18 protein-coding genes are annotated in these 18,433 nt (G+C 48.1%); 1 reads left to right on the forward strand and 17 read right to left on the reverse strand.

The window, feature by feature from the left end:
* Window positions 1-41: 41 nt before the first annotated feature.
* Window positions 42-1,853, reverse strand: coding sequence for a DAK2 domain-containing protein (locus QVE09_RS12360; protein ID WP_315937044.1), 1,812 nt, complete (start codon window positions 1,851-1,853; stop codon window positions 42-44).
* A 636-nt stretch (window positions 1,854-2,489) separates the two neighbouring features.
* Between QVE09_RS12360 and rpmB the strand changes: the two genes are divergently transcribed.
* Window positions 2,490-2,678, forward strand: coding sequence for a 50S ribosomal protein L28 (gene rpmB, locus QVE09_RS12365; RefSeq protein WP_017687459.1), 189 nt, complete (start codon window positions 2,490-2,492; stop codon window positions 2,676-2,678).
* Window positions 2,679-2,863: 185 nt separating this feature from the next.
* On the opposite strand, the gene spoVM is transcribed toward rpmB, so the two are convergent.
* The 16 genes from spoVM to QVE09_RS12445 all read right to left on the reverse strand — a co-directional run bounded on the left by spoVM (window position 2,864) and on the right by QVE09_RS12445 (window position 18,424).
* Window positions 2,864-2,944 (reverse strand): stage V sporulation protein SpoVM, encoded by an 81-nt coding sequence (gene spoVM, locus QVE09_RS12370; protein ID WP_017687458.1) that lies wholly within the window; start codon window positions 2,942-2,944, stop codon window positions 2,864-2,866.
* A gap of 167 nt (window positions 2,945-3,111) precedes the next feature.
* Complete coding sequence (locus QVE09_RS12375) at window positions 3,112-3,363, reverse strand: hypothetical protein (RefSeq protein ID WP_091014322.1); 252 nt, start codon at window positions 3,361-3,363, stop codon at window positions 3,112-3,114.
* Window positions 3,364-3,366: 3 nt separating this feature from the next.
* Window positions 3,367-4,026: a ribulose-phosphate 3-epimerase gene (gene rpe / locus QVE09_RS12380; RefSeq protein WP_017687456.1), complete on the reverse strand. Its 660-nt coding sequence runs from the start codon at window positions 4,024-4,026 to the stop codon at window positions 3,367-3,369.
* Between the two features lies 1 nt (window position 4,027).
* Entirely contained in the window at window positions 4,028-4,936 is a 909-nt protein-coding gene (gene rsgA / locus QVE09_RS12385; RefSeq protein WP_062835353.1) for a ribosome small subunit-dependent GTPase A, read from the reverse strand.
* A 61-nt stretch (window positions 4,937-4,997) separates the two neighbouring features.
* Window positions 4,998-7,208 (reverse strand): Stk1 family PASTA domain-containing Ser/Thr kinase, encoded by a 2,211-nt coding sequence (gene pknB, locus QVE09_RS12390; RefSeq protein ID WP_315937045.1) that lies wholly within the window; start codon window positions 7,206-7,208, stop codon window positions 4,998-5,000.
* Window positions 7,205-7,981 carry a Stp1/IreP family PP2C-type Ser/Thr phosphatase gene (locus tag QVE09_RS12395; RefSeq protein WP_091028658.1) on the reverse strand — a complete coding sequence of 259 codons (777 nt, stop codon included), beginning with the start codon at window positions 7,979-7,981 and terminating at the stop codon, window positions 7,205-7,207. The genes pknB and QVE09_RS12395 overlap by 4 nt, the downstream gene beginning before the upstream one ends.
* A 7-nt stretch (window positions 7,982-7,988) precedes the next feature.
* Window positions 7,989-9,029: a dual-specificity RNA methyltransferase RlmN gene (gene rlmN / locus QVE09_RS12400; protein ID WP_017687452.1), complete on the reverse strand. Its 1,041-nt coding sequence runs from the start codon at window positions 9,027-9,029 to the stop codon at window positions 7,989-7,991.
* Window positions 9,030-9,283: 254 nt separating this feature from the next.
* Window positions 9,284-10,762, reverse strand: coding sequence for a 16S rRNA (cytosine(967)-C(5))-methyltransferase RsmB (gene rsmB, locus QVE09_RS12405; protein WP_315937046.1), 1,479 nt, complete (start codon window positions 10,760-10,762; stop codon window positions 9,284-9,286).
* Window positions 10,759-11,712: a methionyl-tRNA formyltransferase gene (gene fmt / locus QVE09_RS12410; RefSeq protein ID WP_315937047.1), complete on the reverse strand. Its 954-nt coding sequence runs from the start codon at window positions 11,710-11,712 to the stop codon at window positions 10,759-10,761. The genes rsmB and fmt overlap by 4 nt, the downstream gene beginning before the upstream one ends.
* Before the next feature lie 12 nt (window positions 11,713-11,724).
* Window positions 11,725-12,213: a peptide deformylase gene (gene def / locus QVE09_RS12415; RefSeq protein ID WP_017687449.1), complete on the reverse strand. Its 489-nt coding sequence runs from the start codon at window positions 12,211-12,213 to the stop codon at window positions 11,725-11,727.
* A gap of 116 nt (window positions 12,214-12,329) precedes the next feature.
* Window positions 12,330-14,879 (reverse strand): primosomal protein N', encoded by a 2,550-nt coding sequence (gene priA / locus QVE09_RS12420; RefSeq protein ID WP_315937048.1) that lies wholly within the window; start codon window positions 14,877-14,879, stop codon window positions 12,330-12,332.
* Window positions 14,880-14,882: 3 nt separating this feature from the next.
* Window positions 14,883-16,118: a bifunctional phosphopantothenoylcysteine decarboxylase/phosphopantothenate--cysteine ligase CoaBC gene (gene coaBC, locus QVE09_RS12425; protein ID WP_315937049.1), complete on the reverse strand. Its 1,236-nt coding sequence runs from the start codon at window positions 16,116-16,118 to the stop codon at window positions 14,883-14,885.
* A gap of 138 nt (window positions 16,119-16,256) precedes the next feature.
* Window positions 16,257-16,469, reverse strand: coding sequence for a DNA-directed RNA polymerase subunit omega (rpoZ, locus tag QVE09_RS12430; RefSeq protein WP_091028645.1), 213 nt, complete (start codon window positions 16,467-16,469; stop codon window positions 16,257-16,259).
* 157 nt (window positions 16,470-16,626) lie between these two features.
* Window positions 16,627-17,199, reverse strand: coding sequence for a guanylate kinase (gene gmk, locus QVE09_RS12435; protein ID WP_017687445.1), 573 nt, complete (start codon window positions 17,197-17,199; stop codon window positions 16,627-16,629).
* Between the two features lie 13 nt (window positions 17,200-17,212).
* Entirely contained in the window at window positions 17,213-17,473 is a 261-nt protein-coding gene (gene remA / locus QVE09_RS12440) for an extracellular matrix/biofilm regulator RemA (RefSeq protein WP_006209218.1), read from the reverse strand.
* A 51-nt stretch (window positions 17,474-17,524) separates the two neighbouring features.
* Window positions 17,525-18,424: a YicC/YloC family endoribonuclease gene (locus QVE09_RS12445; RefSeq protein ID WP_253439066.1), complete on the reverse strand. Its 900-nt coding sequence runs from the start codon at window positions 18,422-18,424 to the stop codon at window positions 17,525-17,527.
* Window positions 18,425-18,433: the final 9 nt, after the last annotated feature.

Raw genomic sequence — 18,433 nt, forward strand, 5'->3', positions numbered from 1 at the left:
ACTTCGTGATCAATTGGTACTTTTTGAACAATCCCTTTATTTTAGGACTCTACGGAGAACAGATAATAATACACCGGCTGTCCTCCACGATGTACCTCTACCTCAGCATCAGGATACTGTACTTCAAGCCATGCAGCGAGGGCAACAGTAACCTCAGGGTCAGCTTCGTCCCCTTCAAGGATCGTCACCACTTCATCTCCACTCTCCATCATCTGTTTGAGCAGACCTTCACATGCTTGAAGCATGGCTTCATCCGTCGCTACAATTTTGGAGTTATGAATACCGATATAGTGCCCCGCCTTGATATCCAATTCATCGTATTGCGTATCACGAACCGCATGAGTCACTTGACCGGACTGCACCCGGCTAATGGCCTCCAACATTTGGTCTCGGTTTGTTTCCGCAGACTCATCTTCCTGGAAAGCAAAGGCAGCAGCCATTCCCTGTGGAATGGTCTTGCTTGGAATAACCGTAATCCGGCGCTCATCTTCAAGCAATTCACGAGCCTGCTCCGCAGCCAGTACAATATTCGAGTTATTCGGGAGTATAAATACCTGCTCCGCAGCAATGGAACGAACGGCTTTTACAAAATCCTCAGTACTCGGATTCATCGTCTGTCCACCGGACAGAACAACATCAACGCCAAGACTTTGGAAAATCTCTGCAATACCGTCACCGGAGGATACCGCAATAAAACCATACGGTGCCATCTCATCTGCAGGAAGCACAGCCTCTTCCATACTGCGCGCTGCCTCAGGTGGAATCTCTGCAAACAATTCAGGTGATGGAGCAATGTCCATGCCTGCTGTGAGGAGATCCCGATGCTGTTCACGCATATTGAGAATATGAATCTGTGTAATCTCACCATAATGCAGTGCCAGGTTTAACACATCACCTGGTGTCTTGGAATGGACATGAACTTTGATGACTTCATCATCGGCAATGATAATGATCGAATCCCCATTAACTGACAACGCTTTCCGGAATGCTTCGTCATCAAATGCCACTCCTGCGTTCTCTCCAAGCTCACGATTAATGAAGAATTCCATATCATACAGGAATTCAATATCTTCCGTTTCCAGTCTCGCCTGAGCAGATAATGGCATCTCTGGTGCAATCACCTGCTGCTGTGCAGGCTTCTTGATATCCACTTCTGTCGGTGCAGCCGGTTTCAAAGCAGATGCTGCCACGGATGGGGTTACTTCTTTGTTCAGCGAAGTACGACTCACTCCGTCACTTTGAAGCAATACTTCCATAAAGCCCTCGTAGATATATACAAGCCCCTGACCACCTGAATCCACAACACCAACCTGTTTCAGTACAGGAAGTAATTCCGGAGTCATTGCCAGTGCTTCTTTTGCTTTTAACAAAACTTCATTCATTAATTCAGTAATATCATTCGTCCGTCTTGCGTAGTAGTTGGCATGTTTCGCCGCTTCCTTGGCTACGGTAAGAATGGTCCCTTCAACAGGCTTTACGACTGCTTTGTAAGCTGCGTCAACACCGTTCTGCAGGGCTGCTGCAAATTGGAGCGTATTCAGTTCCTCATAGGGAGCAGCTGAACGACTAAATCCACGGAACAATTGTGACAGAATAACTCCTGAATTCCCCCGTGCGCCCATAAGCAGGCCTTTTGATAGAATACCGGCAGCTTCTCCGATGGAGGCAGAACTTTTTCTTTTAATCTCTGCAACTCCTGCACTCATTGTCAAATTCATGTTCGTTCCCGTGTCACCATCCGGCACAGGGAAAACATTCAGGGAATTGACGTGCTCTGCATGCTGTCCAAGTTGTTCCGCTCCGGCAAGTACCATTGCGGTGAAATCTGTTCCATTTAAAGAACGTATACTCAAGTGAGAATTCCCCTTCCTAGCTTGATACACGAACACCTTGCACCAAGATGTGTCTGGTCTGTTCATGCGCTAACGCGGACTGCGTTATTCTTCGTCCATACCTTGTCCGGCACAGGCATACAATACAAAATGTCAGCCGGATTAACGGTCTGGGCGGCCGGGCTACCAATATCCTGCACTCTCTGCACCCCTAACTTCGGGGCATACGGATATGCACCGGTATCAAGAGCCGGCATGAATGCCGCATGGAGACTGGTGCCAATGATGGAATGCCGCAGCTCACAGCGTTGCCAAAAAGCAGACCACCGACCTCTAAGTACGGTTTATTCTCCGACTTCCTCGCGGCAACAGCCTGTTCACCACTGTATTATGGACTACTCAACATTGTACTATATTAGACAGGAGAAATAAATAAAGTTTTTGGATCAGTTGACGAAGCTTTTTTGATTATGATATTATATTCAAGTATTGTTTTATGCAGGTTAAGTAATGGAAATGATCCGGTCATGCCGGCTTAAACAACGCCATTAGCTACTGAAGCCTGATCTTTATGATCAGGAAGAACAATTTAGTCCTTATGGAATGACTTTTCGTTTCTGAAGGCAACTGGTTATTTTAGGATAGGAGGTGTAATCTATGTCTCGCAAATGTTATGTGACAGGTAAGAAACCGGGCACCGGTAACCACGTATCCCACGCTAACAACCGTAACCGTCGTACTTGGGGCGTAAACGTTCAGAAGGTCCGCATTCTCGTTGACGGCAAACCAAAACGTGTATACGTAAGCACCCGTGCACTGAAAGCCGGTAAAGTGACTCGCGTATAATCACGCAAAGCTACTATAAATCGGGTAAGCAAAAAGCACCTTGTTCCTTGCAGGTGCTTTTTTGGTATTCAAAAAAGGGATACGTCATTAACATGTGAATGGCCGCCGCATGGCGCTTCGCAGGTACGAATTCCAGATAAGCCTGAGCCAAAGCGGCGGTATTCCCTGTTACCTTATCAATCGGATCAGTGCTTTTGAAACGTATTAAGAATCGCCTTTACAAACCCTCCCAAAAACTTCGGCAGTTTGAATGTGTAAAATTTCATAATTCACCCTCCCCATCATGCTCATGCGTCCGCCGTATCCTATGCTTCAGGCCTTCTTTACCTCAAACACGACAAAAAAGGCTACATGAGAAACCTGCTCATGTAACCATATTTATGCGGAACCATCGATCCCTATTCCACAATGACAAGCCCGAAGATCAGGTCATTTACGTTTGTGCAGGAATATATTGATAGACAGCGATCATGAAAACACTCAGTACATAATACAGTATGCTGAATATGACAAAAGTAACCCGATGTCCCGTACGATCAAATTTGCGGAAATACATAATAACAACGCCCACCCCAATTAACGACGTAATGGCATTAAACGGGGATTGAATAACCGCAAACAAAGCAAGCACAAGTCCCGTCACGAGACTCGCAGCCATCGTCCACAGTGTCTCCTTGAGGGTCATAGATCAGCCTCCGTAGCTACGGCGAATTTCAGTAATCGCGGCAGCACGATCCTCACGGCCAAATACGGCACTCCCAGCAACGAGCACATCCGCTCCAGCTTCCACCACAAGCGGGGCTGTATCGGCTGCAATTCCACCATCTACTTCGATATGTACATCATGGCGTCCCTTTTCGTTCAACCAGGTACGAATCTGCTTGATTTTGTTCATAGTACCCGAGATGAAAGCCTGTCCGCCAAAACCAGGATTGACCGTCATAACAAGAACCATGTCCACATCATCCAGAACTTCGAGAATGGCAGACGCTGGCGTTCCCGGATTAAGGGCAACTCCTGCCTTCACTCCCTGCTCCTTGATCAGATGAATAACTCGGTGCAGATGCACACAAGCCTCAGCATGAACGGTAATTACCGCTGCACCCGCTTTGGCAAATTCCTCAACATAACGCTCCGGATTCTCAATCATCAAGTGCACATCAAGCGGCAAGCTGGTATGTGGAGCGATCGCCTTCACAATCGCAGGTCCAAGCGTAATATTAGGGACGAAATGACCGTCCATAACGTCAACATGAATCCAGTCTCCTCCTGCAGCTTGGGCTTCTGCAACTTCCGCACCAAGTCGGGCAAAATCAGCCGATAATATCGATGGGGCAATTTTAATCATGTTAATACCTCCGCTTCTTATCTTTCATTTCGGTCAGAAATAGCACATAGTGCTGATATCGGCTTTCGGAGATCAGACCTTCCTCCTTGGCCGCAAGCACACGACAACCTGGTTCATGTGTATGGGTACAACCTCGGAACTTGCACTGATCTGCAAACTGGGCGAATTCCCGGAAACAAGTGGAGAGTTCCTCCACACCGATCTCCAGAAAGTCCAGTTGGCTGAATCCTGGCGTATCCGCAACAAATCCACCATTATCCAAGGGAATAAGCTCCACGTGCCTGGTGGTGTGTTTCCCTCGTCCTAGACGCATGCTGATCGCACTCGTCTCCAGCGTCAAGCCAGGCATCAATGCATTTAACATGGACGACTTGCCTACGCCGGATTGACCAGAGAATACGCTAATCTTACCAGCGAGACGATCTCTGAGCAGTTCACTGCCTTCGCCGGTACGTGAACTTGTGGAGATCACTTCATAACCAACCTGTTCATACAATGCTTTCACTTCAGCAACAGTGTCTTTCGCTGGATCAGCCAAATCCTGCTTGGTCAGAACAATCAGAGCATCCAGACCAGCCTGCTCGATGTGAACAAGGAACTTGTCCAACAGATTCAGGTTCATATCCGGTTCTTTCACGGAGAATAACAGAACAGCCAAACTTACGTTGGCCACTGGAGGACGGATGAGTTCCGTCTCACGCTTCCGGATTTCATCTACCGTTCCTTCTCCGTTCTCTGTCAACATGTAGCTGACGCGGTCACCTACAAGCGGTGATGTTCCCCGCTTTCTGAAGATACCTCTGGCTCGACATTGAACGGCGGAACCTTCAACCGAAGGAACCCCGTTGTCTTCCACTGGCATGACATAATAGTAACCGCTTAGCGCTTTAACGATGATACCTTCTGGCATAGCTCCGTCGCCCTCCTTGAGATGGTGGTACATTTACTCCAGACGCCAGCATAAGCCGCCCTTATGGACGGCTTGATGCGTTAACGACTTCCTTTTTCTTCTCTTTTTCCTTGTCGTTCCCCTTACCATTATTCATGGCAGAAGTGTCTTCATCTACGTTGTCACCTTCACCATCCGCCGGTGTGGACTCAGGCTCACCTTCCTGATTGGAATCAACACTGCCCTCATCTACGCTGCCTTGACCTGGATCAGGCTCATTTTCTGGCGGCGTCTGGGTGCTTTGTTCCGGGTCAATGGAAGGTACGTTTACTGTTCCGTTTTTGGCGTCACTGTAGGAGACAAGATACGTATCCAGGAACTGTCCATCACGATATACAGATACAGCCCCATTTTCATTTGGAGCGAGCACAAGTGGAATGGTCAAGGTCTGGGTTGAGTTCACAGTGCGAGTTCCCCATTCCTGATTCTTGCCACGTGCATCTTCATATGTGATACGGATTTTACTGTTTTTTCCATCTTCTTTGGGTGATACAATGATATCAAAAGCATATTGCAGCGCTTCAGGCGGATACCCTGTACTAATAAAAATCGTAATCTTATCGCCAGGACGTACGTCTGCGCCCGCTTCCACAGGCCATTGCTGCGTCACTTTGCCCTTTTCCACCGTATAACTTAGTTCTTCCTGCACCTGAGCAAGTTCCAGTCCAGCAGATTTAAGTTTTTCTTCGGCTTCACTGCGGGTAAGATTTTTCAGATCAGGCATTTTGACTGTTTCAGCACCTTTACTTACGGTTAACTCAATCTGAACTGTCTCTGGATCGAATTCCTCATTGACACCCGGTGTCTGGGAAATAACAGAACCTGAAGCCACATCATTGGAGAACTCTTCTTTCCGCTGAATCTGATCTTCCTTAATGCCAAGCGCAGTCAACTTCTTGACAGCCTCATCATAAGTTTCTTGTTTGACATCAATCATCTTCACCAGTTCTTTTTCTGCACCAACACTGATCTGGACCTCGGAACCTTCTTTGACAACATCGCCTTCTTTTCTGCTCTGGTCATAGACTATGCCAGGTTCGACACCTTCCTGATAGAGACGGATGACCTCATCACTGACGACGAGTCCTTTCTCCTCAAGCATTTTCCTTGCCTTTTCTTCCGTCTGAGTGATCACGTTAGGCACGGTTACTTCAGGTACAACCAGCATACCCTTGACATACCATACAACGCCCACCATGGCGATTAGAATAAGAACGGTTAATGAAATAAGTAGAGCTGGCTTCTTCCAGCTCTTCGATTTTGCCTTACCCTTGCCAGTTTCTTCGTTAGACTCCATCACTGGCACCGCACCCGTCGATGTAACTCCGCGCGGTTCAGGCTTGATCGCTGGCATAACGCGAGTCTGGTCTATATCATCCTCATCCGGAAAATCAATCTTCGTTTCATTACGTCTCTCCGGCATCAGGCAAGTTTCCAGATCGGTCTGCATTTCTTTGGCCGACTGATAACGTTCCTGCGGATTTTTACGCATGGATTTTAAGATGACATTTTCCACACTTTGCGGAATCAATGGATTGAATTTGCGTGGTTCATCGAACTCTTCCTGCAAATGCTTCAATGCCACACTGATTGGACTTTCACCCAGAAACGGAAGTTGCCCAGTAAGCATTTGGTAAAGTACGATCCCAAGAGAATATAAGTCCGATTTTTCACCAGTAACGATGCCTTTGGCATGCTCCGGTGAGAAGTAATGTACAGAACCAACTACGGATCCCGTCTGCGTGATCGTTGTAGATGTAACCGCACGGGCAATTCCGAAATCCGTTACTTTCACACGGCCATTCCGGCCAATTAATATATTGTGGGGTTTGATATCCCGATGAATGATTTGATTATGATGTGCATGATCAAGAGCATCTGCAATCTGGGAAGCGATTCGGACCGATTCGTCCACTTGCAGAGGCGCGCGTTCTTTAATAATTTCATTCAGGTTTTTGCCTTCCACGTACTCCATGACAATATAATGAACGTCATCTTCCTGCCCCACGTCATAAATGCTAACTACATTCGGATGAGACAGCGATGCTGCGGATTGTGCTTCCCTGCGGAAACGGCGAATAAACTCTTCGTCATGCACAAACTGTTGTCTAAGGACTTTAATCGCTACATTCCGGTTTAACAGAAGATCCTGTGCTTTGTACACAAGAGCCATGCCGCCACCGCCGACACGTTCAATCACTTCATAGCGTCCGCCTAGCTGGTGCCCAATCATGACTCACACCCCGTTTCCGTATCCACGGAACCTTCCCTCTGCAACTCAAACAAGGCAACCGTGATGTTATCGTCTCCCCCAGCAAGTAAAGCCAACTGGAGCAGTCGGTCTGCACGATCTTCCAATGCCAGTTCCAAATTGCCGGCAACCTGAATAATCTGCTCATTGCTGACCAGGTTACTGAGACCATCGCTGCACAGGAGAAGAACTTCGCCTTCCTCCAGCTTGACGGTATCCAGGTCTACCTTCACCTCGGCATCTGTTCCAAGCGCGCGAGTTAACACGTTGCGACGTGGATGATGGGACACATCCTCTTTGCTAATCTGACCATTTTTGAACAATTCATTCACCAGTGTATGGTCCTCGGTTAGCTGGATCACCGCTTTGTTCGCAATTTTGTAGGCTCTGCTATCACCGATGTGTCCAATAACACCTTCCGTATCGTTCAATAAAGCCGCAACCACCGTTGTTCCCATGTTGTGATACTTGTCATCTGTTGATGCCGTGCGGAAGATAACTTCGTTGGCATGCAAAATAGCATCGCTGAGAGCCGCAGACAGAGACGCATGCGACAGCCCTGGTTCCAGTGTTCCCAGATCTTGTACCAACGTCTCTACTGCCAAGCGGCTTGCCGTATCCCCTGCAAGATGTCCACCCATGCCATCGGCAACAATACCCAGAATATATCCTGTATCGAGATTACGAATCCAGGCTGAATCTTCATTCACCGAACGCACTCGTCCGATATGGCTCACATGAACTGTTTTGATCAAAACGTTCTCACCTCAACTCCATATGCTTTGCACGAAGCTGACCGCAAGCGGCAGCAATATCATGTCCCTGTTCACGACGAATGGTTACATTAACACCCTGTTCCGAGAGAATCTTCTGAAAATTGAAAATGTCGCTTCTCGATGTTCTTACGTATTTGCGTTCAGGTACATGGTTAACCGGAATCAGATTCACGTGGCACAACATGTTCTTAAGCACACTTGCCAGTTCTGCTGCATGCTCTGGCTGATCGTTTACCCCACCAATAAGTGCATACTCGAACGTAATTCTCCGACCTGTTTTGGCGAGATAATAACGCAGGGACTCCATCACGTCTTCAAAAGGAAAACGACGGTTAACCGGCATCAATTTCGAACGCAGTGCATCATTTGGTGCATGGATCGAAATGGCGAGGTTAATCTGTGTGTCTTCATCTGCAAACTTGTAGATGTTCGGGACGATTCCGCTCGTGGATACCGTGATGTGACGCTGACCGATGTTCAGCCCTTTTTCATGGATCATAATGCGCAGGAAAGTCATCGTAGCTTCATAGTTTTCGAAAGGTTCACCCGAACCCATGATCACGATGCTGCTGACACGCTCGTTGCGTTCATCCAGAATTTTCTGAGCCTGCACAACCTGGGCAACAATCTCCCCAGCCGTAAGGTTACGCTTGAGACCACCCAATGTGGATGCACAGAACGTACAACCAATGCGACAACCAACCTGTGTGGTTACACAGATGCTGTTCCCGTAGTTATGCTTCATAATTACTGTCTCAATAGCATGATCATCATGAAGACCAAAGAGGAATTTAACCGTTCCGTCCTTGGATTCAAACTTGGTAATTTCCTTCAGTGTTACGAATTCAAATTGCTCTGTCAACTTTTCACGCAATGGCTTGGACAGATTTGTCATTTCACTGAAATCATTCACACGTTTTACATAAATCCAGTCAAAGATTTGGCCACCGCGAAACGCCGGCTCCCCATTCTCAACAGCCCATTGCTGCAGTTGTTCCAGAGAATAATCATATATAAAAGGTTTCATTTTGTTGTCAACACCTATTCCTTCTTTTCTTTTCGTTTGGCTTCCTTCTTTTCGTTCCATTCGTCCTATTCTATCACAAAGACCACGTTACATCCATGTATACCCTTGATATCTGTACTTCATGCATTATAACACCTCAGTGCCGCCATCGCACCCTGTCATCCCTTTTCTCTGACAATTATATCGAAGTCCCATCACAAAGAAATCCGCCGAAGTTCCCCTCGGCGGTCATGCTTCCGTGCTCTATTAAACTGTTATTCCCCTGTTTTTGTCAACCGTGCGATGAAAAATCCGTCACTGTGAGCGTAATGTGGCAAAATCTGTACGCCTCCGTTAACAACCTTCAAGTTCCCTGTCTCCGATTCGGACCAGACGGATGCTTCAGCTGGACGATATTCCGGATGTCGATTCAAGAAGTCTGCAACCATACCCTCATTCTCCGCAGGCTCAATGGTACACGTGCTATACACCAGAATACCACCTGGTTTTAACAACGGCGCAACCCGATCAAGCAGTTCACGCTGCAGGTTGGATATATCTTCGATATCTTCCGCGGTTTTGGTCCATTTCACATCAGGCTTGCGGCGAATAACACCCAGACCTGAACATGGTGCATCCAGCAAAATGCGGTCAAACGACGCTTCCGGGTACCGTTCATTCAGGTCTAGCGCATCTCCAGTTACAGCATCGATACAGCTCAGACCGAGACGCTCCGCCTGATCCAGAATCAGCTGGCGCTTGTGAGCATGTACATCGTTAGCGATAATACGACCACGATCGTGCATTTTCTCCGCCAAGTGAGCTGTTTTACCACCTGGAGCTGCGCAGCAATCCAATACAAGTTGGTCTTCTTCCGGCGCAACGGCTTCAGCTACGAGCATGGAACTTTCGTCCTGTACAGAGAACAAGCCATCCCGATACCAGGACGTTAGTGCCATATTCCCGCCACTGCGTACAAGAATTCCATCGGAACTCAACTGAGAAGCTTCAACAACTGCACCTGTGCTTGCCATCTCATGCATCAGTTTCTCCCGTGTGGTCATTGTTGTGTTAACTCGCACACTCACTGCTGGCGGCTCATTATTCGCACGACAGATCGCTTCCGCTGTCTCTTCGCCGTACTGGGCAATCCAGCGTTCAACCATCCATAACGGGTGGGAATGCTCCAGTGAAATACGTTCTGCAACGGGCAGATGTTCTGGAATACGAAGTTCATCCCGATTGCGGATCATATTGCGGAGCACTCCATTCACCATACCCGAGATTCCCTGATGGCCCAGTTTCTTCGCCAGATTAACCGCTTCGCTCACCACGGCATGCTCCGGAATACGATCCAGGTATATCATCTGATATACGCTGATTCGCAGCAGGCTACGAACCCATGGTTGCAGTTTGGATACTCCTTTGGCGACGTAACGTTCCAGAAAATAATCAAGTGTATTCAATCTGGCGATTGTTCCATACACCAATTCCGTAGCTAGTCCAGCATCTGCGGGGCTTAAATCCGCCTCTTTCAGACGGCGGTTCAACTCCAGATTACTGTATGCTCCATCTTGCTCAACAGCACTCAGAACCTTGACTGCCAATGTACGAGCAGATGTTTTGGGTTGCTGGGAGCGCGATGTACCACCCGATTTACCCGAATTCGGACGACGGTTTCCTTCACGTCCGGATGAATTTCCATTAGCTTTCTGGCCTTTTCCTGACAAACGACCTGGTGTGTTACCACTCATCGCAGCACCGTTCCAGGTTTCAGTGTACCACCGCGAGCAAAGTCAGCGGCCTGCATCACCTTTTTGCCTGCAGGCTGCACCTCAGTCAACCACAGAGTCCCATCGCCAGTGCGAACTTCAATACCTGCCTTATTCATTTGCAGCACCGTTCCCGGCTCTGCTTGTCCAGCGTCCGAAGAAGTTGCCAGATCCACCTGAACGGGGTTAGCCGCAGCCCAGACTTTAAAGACCTGATCATCCCACATCGTAAATGCACCCGAGAACGGCACAAGACCACGAATCTGATTGAACAGTTCGCGTGAAGTGCGACTCCAGTCCATTTTCTCGTCATCCCGAGTCAGATTGCGAGCATACGAAGCCTCGGCATCATCCTGAGGGACAGCCGTTGTCTCACCTGCAATCAATCGTGGCATTTCTGCCTGAAGCAGTTTGGAACCCGCCTCACTTAATTTATCAAACATCGATCCTGATGTATCTTCATCCGTAATTGGCAGTTCCACACGCGAGATCATATCTCCAGTATCCAGGCCTTCAGCCATATACATCAATGTGACTCCTGTCACAGATTCCCCGTTAATAATGGAACGTTGAATCGGGGCTCCTCCGCGATATTTCGGCAAAAGAGAGCCATGCACGTTCACACAACCGCGAACAGGCATGTCCAGCACGGCTTTGGGCAGAATCTGTCCAAAGGCCGCGGTTACGATCAGATCCGGCTTCCATTCAGCCAAGCGGGCTACGGCTTCCGGATCACGCAGTTTAACGGGTTGAAACACCGGCAGACCGTGGCGTTCTGCCGCGGCCTTAACCGGTGTTGGCGTAAGTACTTTTTTGCGTCCCTGTGGTTTATCAGGCTGAGTCACCACACCCACCACATTGTATCCCTCTGAAATCAGCATATCGAGAGAAGGCACTGCAAATTCAGGTGTTCCCATAAAAACAATATTCAAATCGATCACTCCTTAATTACGACGCGGTCCCGTTTGATCTGCTGCAATTTCGTACACTTTCTCGGCGACATCCGTAAAGAGTACGCCATCCAGATGATCAATTTCATGCTGGAATGCACGGGACAGCAAGCCACTACCCGTAATAATCAACTCTTTGCCTTCACGATCCAGACCTTTAACCGTAACGGTCTCGAAACGGCGAACATCACCATTAATTCCAGGGATACTCAGACAACCTTCCGGTCCAAATTGTTCTCCCTCACTTGCAATGATCTCAGGATTAATCATCTTGATCAGCCCTTGCTCATCACCTGCGTCGATAACAATCAGACGTTTCAAAATACCAACCTGCGGCGCAGCAAGGCCTACACCTTCCGCATCGTACATGGTATCCGCCATATCATCCAGCAATTTTTGTACATTTGGTGTAATTTTGGTTACTTCTTTGGCTCTCTTGTGGAGCACCTCATCTGGTTCTTGCACGATAATGCGAATCGACATGTTGTAAGCACCTTCCTAATCCTCATCATAATTTCAGGACAATATCTGTATTTTTGGGGTATTCATTTTAATCTATGTTTATACCGCTTGTTTACATCCGCATTGCTGCAAAATGCTTACATTAACATTTGCGGGTCTACATCCAGACTTATAAGCAATTTCTGCGCCTGAACATCATCGTCCATGCGCCGGGCCGTTGCCAGAGCAAGTCCTATGGCGTCTACATCCCCCCGCCATTTTATCATACATTGGAATCTGTATCTATTCTTGATCCGAGGAATCGGTGACGCTACTGGCCCTAGTACATCAAAGGCATCATTGCTGAATCGATCCAGACTGCCGAGCCATCCGGCCGCATTAGCCTTCTCTTTCAGTATCCGCGTGTAGTTCTCGGCAAGACGAATCAGTACCGGAAGTTGCTCATGCGAAAAGGTCACCAGAATCAGGCGACAGTATGGCGGATATTGTAAATTGCGACGGTGCAGCAATTCCTCACGTACAAACGACACGTAGTCATGCTGACTCGCATGGCCAATGGAGTAGTGCTCCGGCGTATAGGACTGAACAAACACTTCACCAGGCAATTGGTGCCGACCAGCTCGGCCAGCTACCTGTGTTAATAACTGAAACGTTTTTTCTGCAGCACGGAAATCAGGTAAATTCAACGCTGAATCCGCTGTTATCACGCCAACCAGGGTTACATCCGGGAAATCAAGCCCCTTCGCAACCATCTGGGTGCCCAGCAATACATCCGCCTTTTTCTCACGAAACTGTTTCAGCAGCTTCTCGTGAGCCCCTTTTTCCGTTGTTGTATCCACATCCATCCGAATGACCCGAATACCCGGAAAGAGCTTGGCAAGCTCTTCCTCGACCCGTTGTGTACCTGTACCAAAGTATCGAATATGCTCACTTCCACAGTCCGGACACACTTCGGGAGCTGCTTCCGCATACCCGCAGTAATGACAACGGAGATTATTGGAGCGCTGATGATACGTCAATGAAATATCACATTCAGGACAGCCTGCTACATATCCACAACTTCGGCACATGACAAAGGTCGAATATCCACGGCGATTCAGCAGAAGCACCGTCTGTTCACCACGCTCCAAGCGCTCCTCCAACCCTTTGTGCAAAGCCCTGCTGAACATGGAGCGGTTGCCATCCTTCAACTCTTCACGCATGTCAACGATTCGCACTTCAGGCAGCTTGTTACCCAGTGCCCGTGTTGGCATCTCCAGCAAGAGTGGTGCAAAATCATCATTACTTTGCGAGCGTGCCGCATAATAACTTTCCAGCGAAGGTGTCGCTGAACCCAGAACAACCACGGCCTGATGCTGCTGTGCTCTTTTTACTGCTACATCACGAGCATGATATTTCGGCGTTTCCTCCTGTTTGTAGGAAGTCTCGTGTTCCTCATCCATAATGATCAACCCAAGCCGACTGAACGGAGCAAATACAGCTGAACGCGCCCCAATCGCAACCTTCACCTGACCCTCACGAATCTTGCGCCATTCATCATAACGTTCACCGCCAGACAGACGACTGTGCATAACAGCAACTTGGTCACCGAAGCGCCCTTTGAAACGCTCTACCATCTGTGGTGTCAATGCAATCTCGGGCACCAGTACGATGGCCTGGCGATCTTGTTCGATACATTGTTGAATGGTTTGAAGATAGACTTCCGTCTTGCCACTACCCGTAACACCATGTAGCAAAAATACCCCATGGCGTTGTTCCTGCAATCGGCCATTGATATTGTCGTAGACAAGTTTTTGCTCACCGGTCAGAACCAGCGGTTCAGTCGCTTTGAACTTCCTGCCCTGATAAGGGTCACGAAAGACCTCAACGTCCTCGGTGACGATCAATCCCTTTTCCTCAAGACCCTTAATCGTTGCGGCCGATACCTGTAGTGTAGATAAAACTTCTTTCATCGGCATGGGCAGCAGCTCTTTCATTTCCAGCAAAAAAGCCAGAATCTCCTTCTGCCGCTGTGCTTTCGCCGGGAATGAAGCAAGTGCTTCCTGAGCAGCAGCAATATCTACAGCCAGATCAACGGATTTCATCGTTTTTTTATTCAACTTGTCCTTGATCGCCTGACTCTCCAGCAGTACGCCACCAAGCAATAATTTCTTTATTAGTGCAGCATGATTGGGATATTTTCGACTCAGTTGTTGCAGCGGTACCTGACCCCGATTTTTGACAAAACGGATGATATCCTGCTGTACTTTCTCGGTCGTAGACTCTTCTCCCCAAACAAATAACACCTCATCATCCGGTTGCGCACCCGCCATCTGTCCATCGAGTGCATCTCCCAGCGAGATGTATCGCTCTGCTTTCCCTTTCAATGCCGTCGGCACCATCACCTGCAATGACAAAATCCGGTTACTGGCATAACGTCCACTCATCCATTCGGCCAACTCAACCAAATCCTTTGACAACGGGGGAACAATGTCCAGCAACTCCTGAATCTGCTTAAGCTTGAATGTTTCCTCTCCGGTACGCGGCACAAGATCAATCACGAATCCCTGCACCGTCCGATGACCAAAAGGTACACCCACCCGGCTGCCAATCTCGATCCATTCCCTCATCGATTCAGGTACCAGGTAATCAAACGGCCGGTCTGTTTCCTTCACGGGAACATCGACTATGACCTTGGCAATCTCCATATCCTAATTCCTCCCGGCAATGCGCTCCGCCGCAATCCGAAGCAACCGATGAGCCACATCGTCCTTGGCCATCACTTGAAGCTCCTCCACCAAACCTTCCCGGTCATAGATATGTACCGCGTTGGTGTCTGTTCCAAATCCTGCACCCGTGCGGGTTACATCATTGGCTACGATCAGATCACAGTTTTTCCGTTCCAATTTCTCACGTGCATACATCTCAACCGACTGAGTCTCCGCAGCAAAACCAATCAAAAACTGATGGGTCTTCTGTTTGCCCAGCGTTTCAAGAATATCTATATTTTTAACAAGTTCGAGCGACAATGTGTCGCCTTTCTTCTTGATCTTCTCGGTATAAACTTCCTTTGGGCGATAATCGGCAACTGCCGCCGCTTTAACCACGATATCAGCATCGTCCCACTCGCGTGTTACGGCTTCATACATATCCTGTGCAGACTGTACAGGGATCAACTCAACGTTCTCCGGTGGCTTGGCTTGGGTATTGCCCAAAACCAATTTCACATCTGCCCCCAGATCACGCGCAGCTGCGGCTATGGCAAATCCCATTTTGCCAGACGAATCGTTCGTAATGTATCGTACTGGGTCAATGCGCTCAATCGTACCTCCAGCCGTAACGACAACCTTCTTGCCTTGCAACAATGAAGCTTGTCCCTGCCGACTACGGTCTGCTGACTCGCGCTGTTCAAAGAAACGCTCCACCACATCCACAATGCTCTCCGGTTCTTCCAGACGTCCCTTGCCCACATATCCACACGCAAGCAGACCTTCACCTGGCTCAATCATCATGGCCCCCCGTTCAACAAGCAGGTTCATATTATGCTTTACAGCTGGATGATCATACATATGTACATTCATCGCTGGGGCAATCATGACAGGGGCTGTCGTGGCAAGCAGAGTTGTTGAGAGCATATCATCGGCCATGCCATGCGCCATCTTGGCAATCACATTGGCTGTAGCCGGGGCAACCAGTACAAGATCAGCCAGATCAGCCAGATGAATATGGGATACAACTGCTGGCTCACGTTCATCAAATGTATCGGTATATACGGTGTTTCGGGTCAACGTTTGCAGCGTTAATTCGGTAATAAACTGTGTAGCGGAAGCTGTCATGATCACATGAACATCCGCTCCCTTTTGCACCAGTCTGCTGCATAATGTTGCCGCTTTGTAAGCAGCTATGCCGCCAGTCACACCAAGCACGATTTTTTTACCGTTCAACATGTTTATTTCCCCCGATATTTATACGACGTCTAAAGAAGATTCCGTTAAAATATGCTTATTCGTAAAAAAATAACAACCTCGCGGTTGTCAATTAATCCGGCTTACGCCGTATGCAGTTGAAGAGCAGCCGCAGGCGGCTTACTCTTCTTCTTCGTCCTGTCCTTTGATGACAACGAGCAGGTCTCCATAGATTTCTTCCAGTGCAACGCCCACTTGTTTATGGGATCTCGCACCTCTTAAATCCGATTTTTCACCTTCACGTAGCTGTCTAGCCCGGCGGGAAGCAGCAACAACAAGGGAATACTTGCTGTCGACTTTGTTCATCATTTCATCAATAGAAGGATACAGCATATTAACAAACACCTCTTCGCATTAGTATAATCGCAAGTTGCCGACTAACAGGACTGATGTGGCATGTCTTCACATCCGGGCATTCCGAGAAGGACTGCTTCAGTACATGATATGACAACTGCCCCACTTATATCGCATTCTGCAGCGGCAAAAGGGATTATTTATTGATCTTACAATGTTCGGCGATTATGATGCTTTCTATTCTCTTGCACGCCAAATCAATTTCATCATTAACAACAGCGTAATCATACTGCTCCAGCAGACTGATCTCATCAACCGCCACGGACATCCGGTGATCAATGGTCGCTTGGCTTTCGGTACCACGGCCCTGAATGCGATCTTTCAGCTCGTCCAATGAAGGAGGAAGCAGGAAAACAAAGATGCCTTCCGGGAATTTCTCTTTCACTTTTAACGCGCCTTGAACCTCAATCTCCAGAATGATGTCCCGACCTTCGTTAATCGTTTTCTCTACAAAATCACGCGGTGTTCCGTAATAATTACCAACATACTCTGCATGTTCCAACAATTGATCTTCAGCAATCATGTTCTGGAACTCTTCATGACTTCTGAAGAAATAGTTCACACCATGTTCTTCACCAAGACGAGGCTGACGGGTTGTCGCCGATACGGAATAGATCAATTCCGGCACCCGTTTGCGCAAAGCGCTGCATACAGTACCCTTCCCGACCCCAGATGGGCCGGACAACACTACCAGTAATCCCTTAGACATATTACACTCCATTTTATTCGTCGTTATCATCATCTTTCGAAGAAAGACGATGGGCGACCGTCTCAGGCTGAACTGCAGACAAAATGACATGATCGCTATCCGTAATAATTACGGCACGAGTACGTCTTCCGTACGTTGCATCAATCAGCATGTGACGATCTCTTGCCTCTTGTATAATTCTCTTGATCGGCGCCGATTCCGGACTCACGATGGATATAATCCGGTTCGCCGATACGATGTTACCGAATCCAATGTTAATGAGTTTGATTGCCATAATCAGGTTCTTCCCCCTATACATGCGACTCTTTTGCCGAAATTTGGCCGTTCATTCGATATTCGCAGCTTGCTCACGAATCTTCTCCAGCTCAGCCTTCATCTCGACAACACGATTCACCAGAGCCAAATGGTTGGCTTTTGATCCAATCGTATTGACTTCCCGATTCATCTCTTGAATTAGAAAGTCCAACTTACGACCTACGGGCTCATCACTTTTCAGCAGTTCCCTGCTCTGTCCAAAGTGACTCAGTAGACGCGTAAGCTCCTCTTCTATGTTAGAACGATCGGCAAACATTGCAATTTCCATACCCAATTTATGCTCATCAAAAGGGAAAGAGCCTTCTTCCTGCATTTCCGTAAGCCTTTGTCTTAGCTTGTTGCGGTAATCACTTACCACAGTCGGTGCAAGATCAAGCATCTCGGTATGCAGTGACTCCAGACGGGTAATCCGCCGTTCCAGATCACTGGCCAGATGAAGACCCTCGCGAGCGCGCATCTGTTCAAGGCTGGACAGAGCCTCTTTCAATCCTTCCTGCAAAACTCGCTCCCATTCGTCCTTCTGCTCTTCGGGAATGGAACTTGTCCCATCCGAATGAACCATGACGTCCGGCAGCCCAAGCATATCCACAATACTTGGTTTGCCCTGCATTCCATATTGGGTCTCCAGTTGCTCCGCAGCCTGCAGATAGGCCCTGACCGTCTGTTCATTCAGAACAGCGGGAAGAGCCTGGTCTTCCTCTTTTTCTTTCATTACATAAACATCAATCCGCCCACGTTTCAAACGACTCTGTACGATTTTCCTCAAACCGTCTTCATAATACGTCCACTCTCTTGGCAGACGCATCATCACTTCGCAATAACGATGATTAACAGATTTGATCTCTAATTGTACCTTATAGCCGCCAAAATGAAAGGCGGATTGACCGTATCCGGTCATACTGAATGACATCGGCATCAC

It is taken from the genome of Paenibacillus sp. ClWae2A (assembly GCF_032452295.1).
GTDB lineage: Bacteria > Bacillota > Bacilli > Paenibacillales > Paenibacillaceae > Paenibacillus.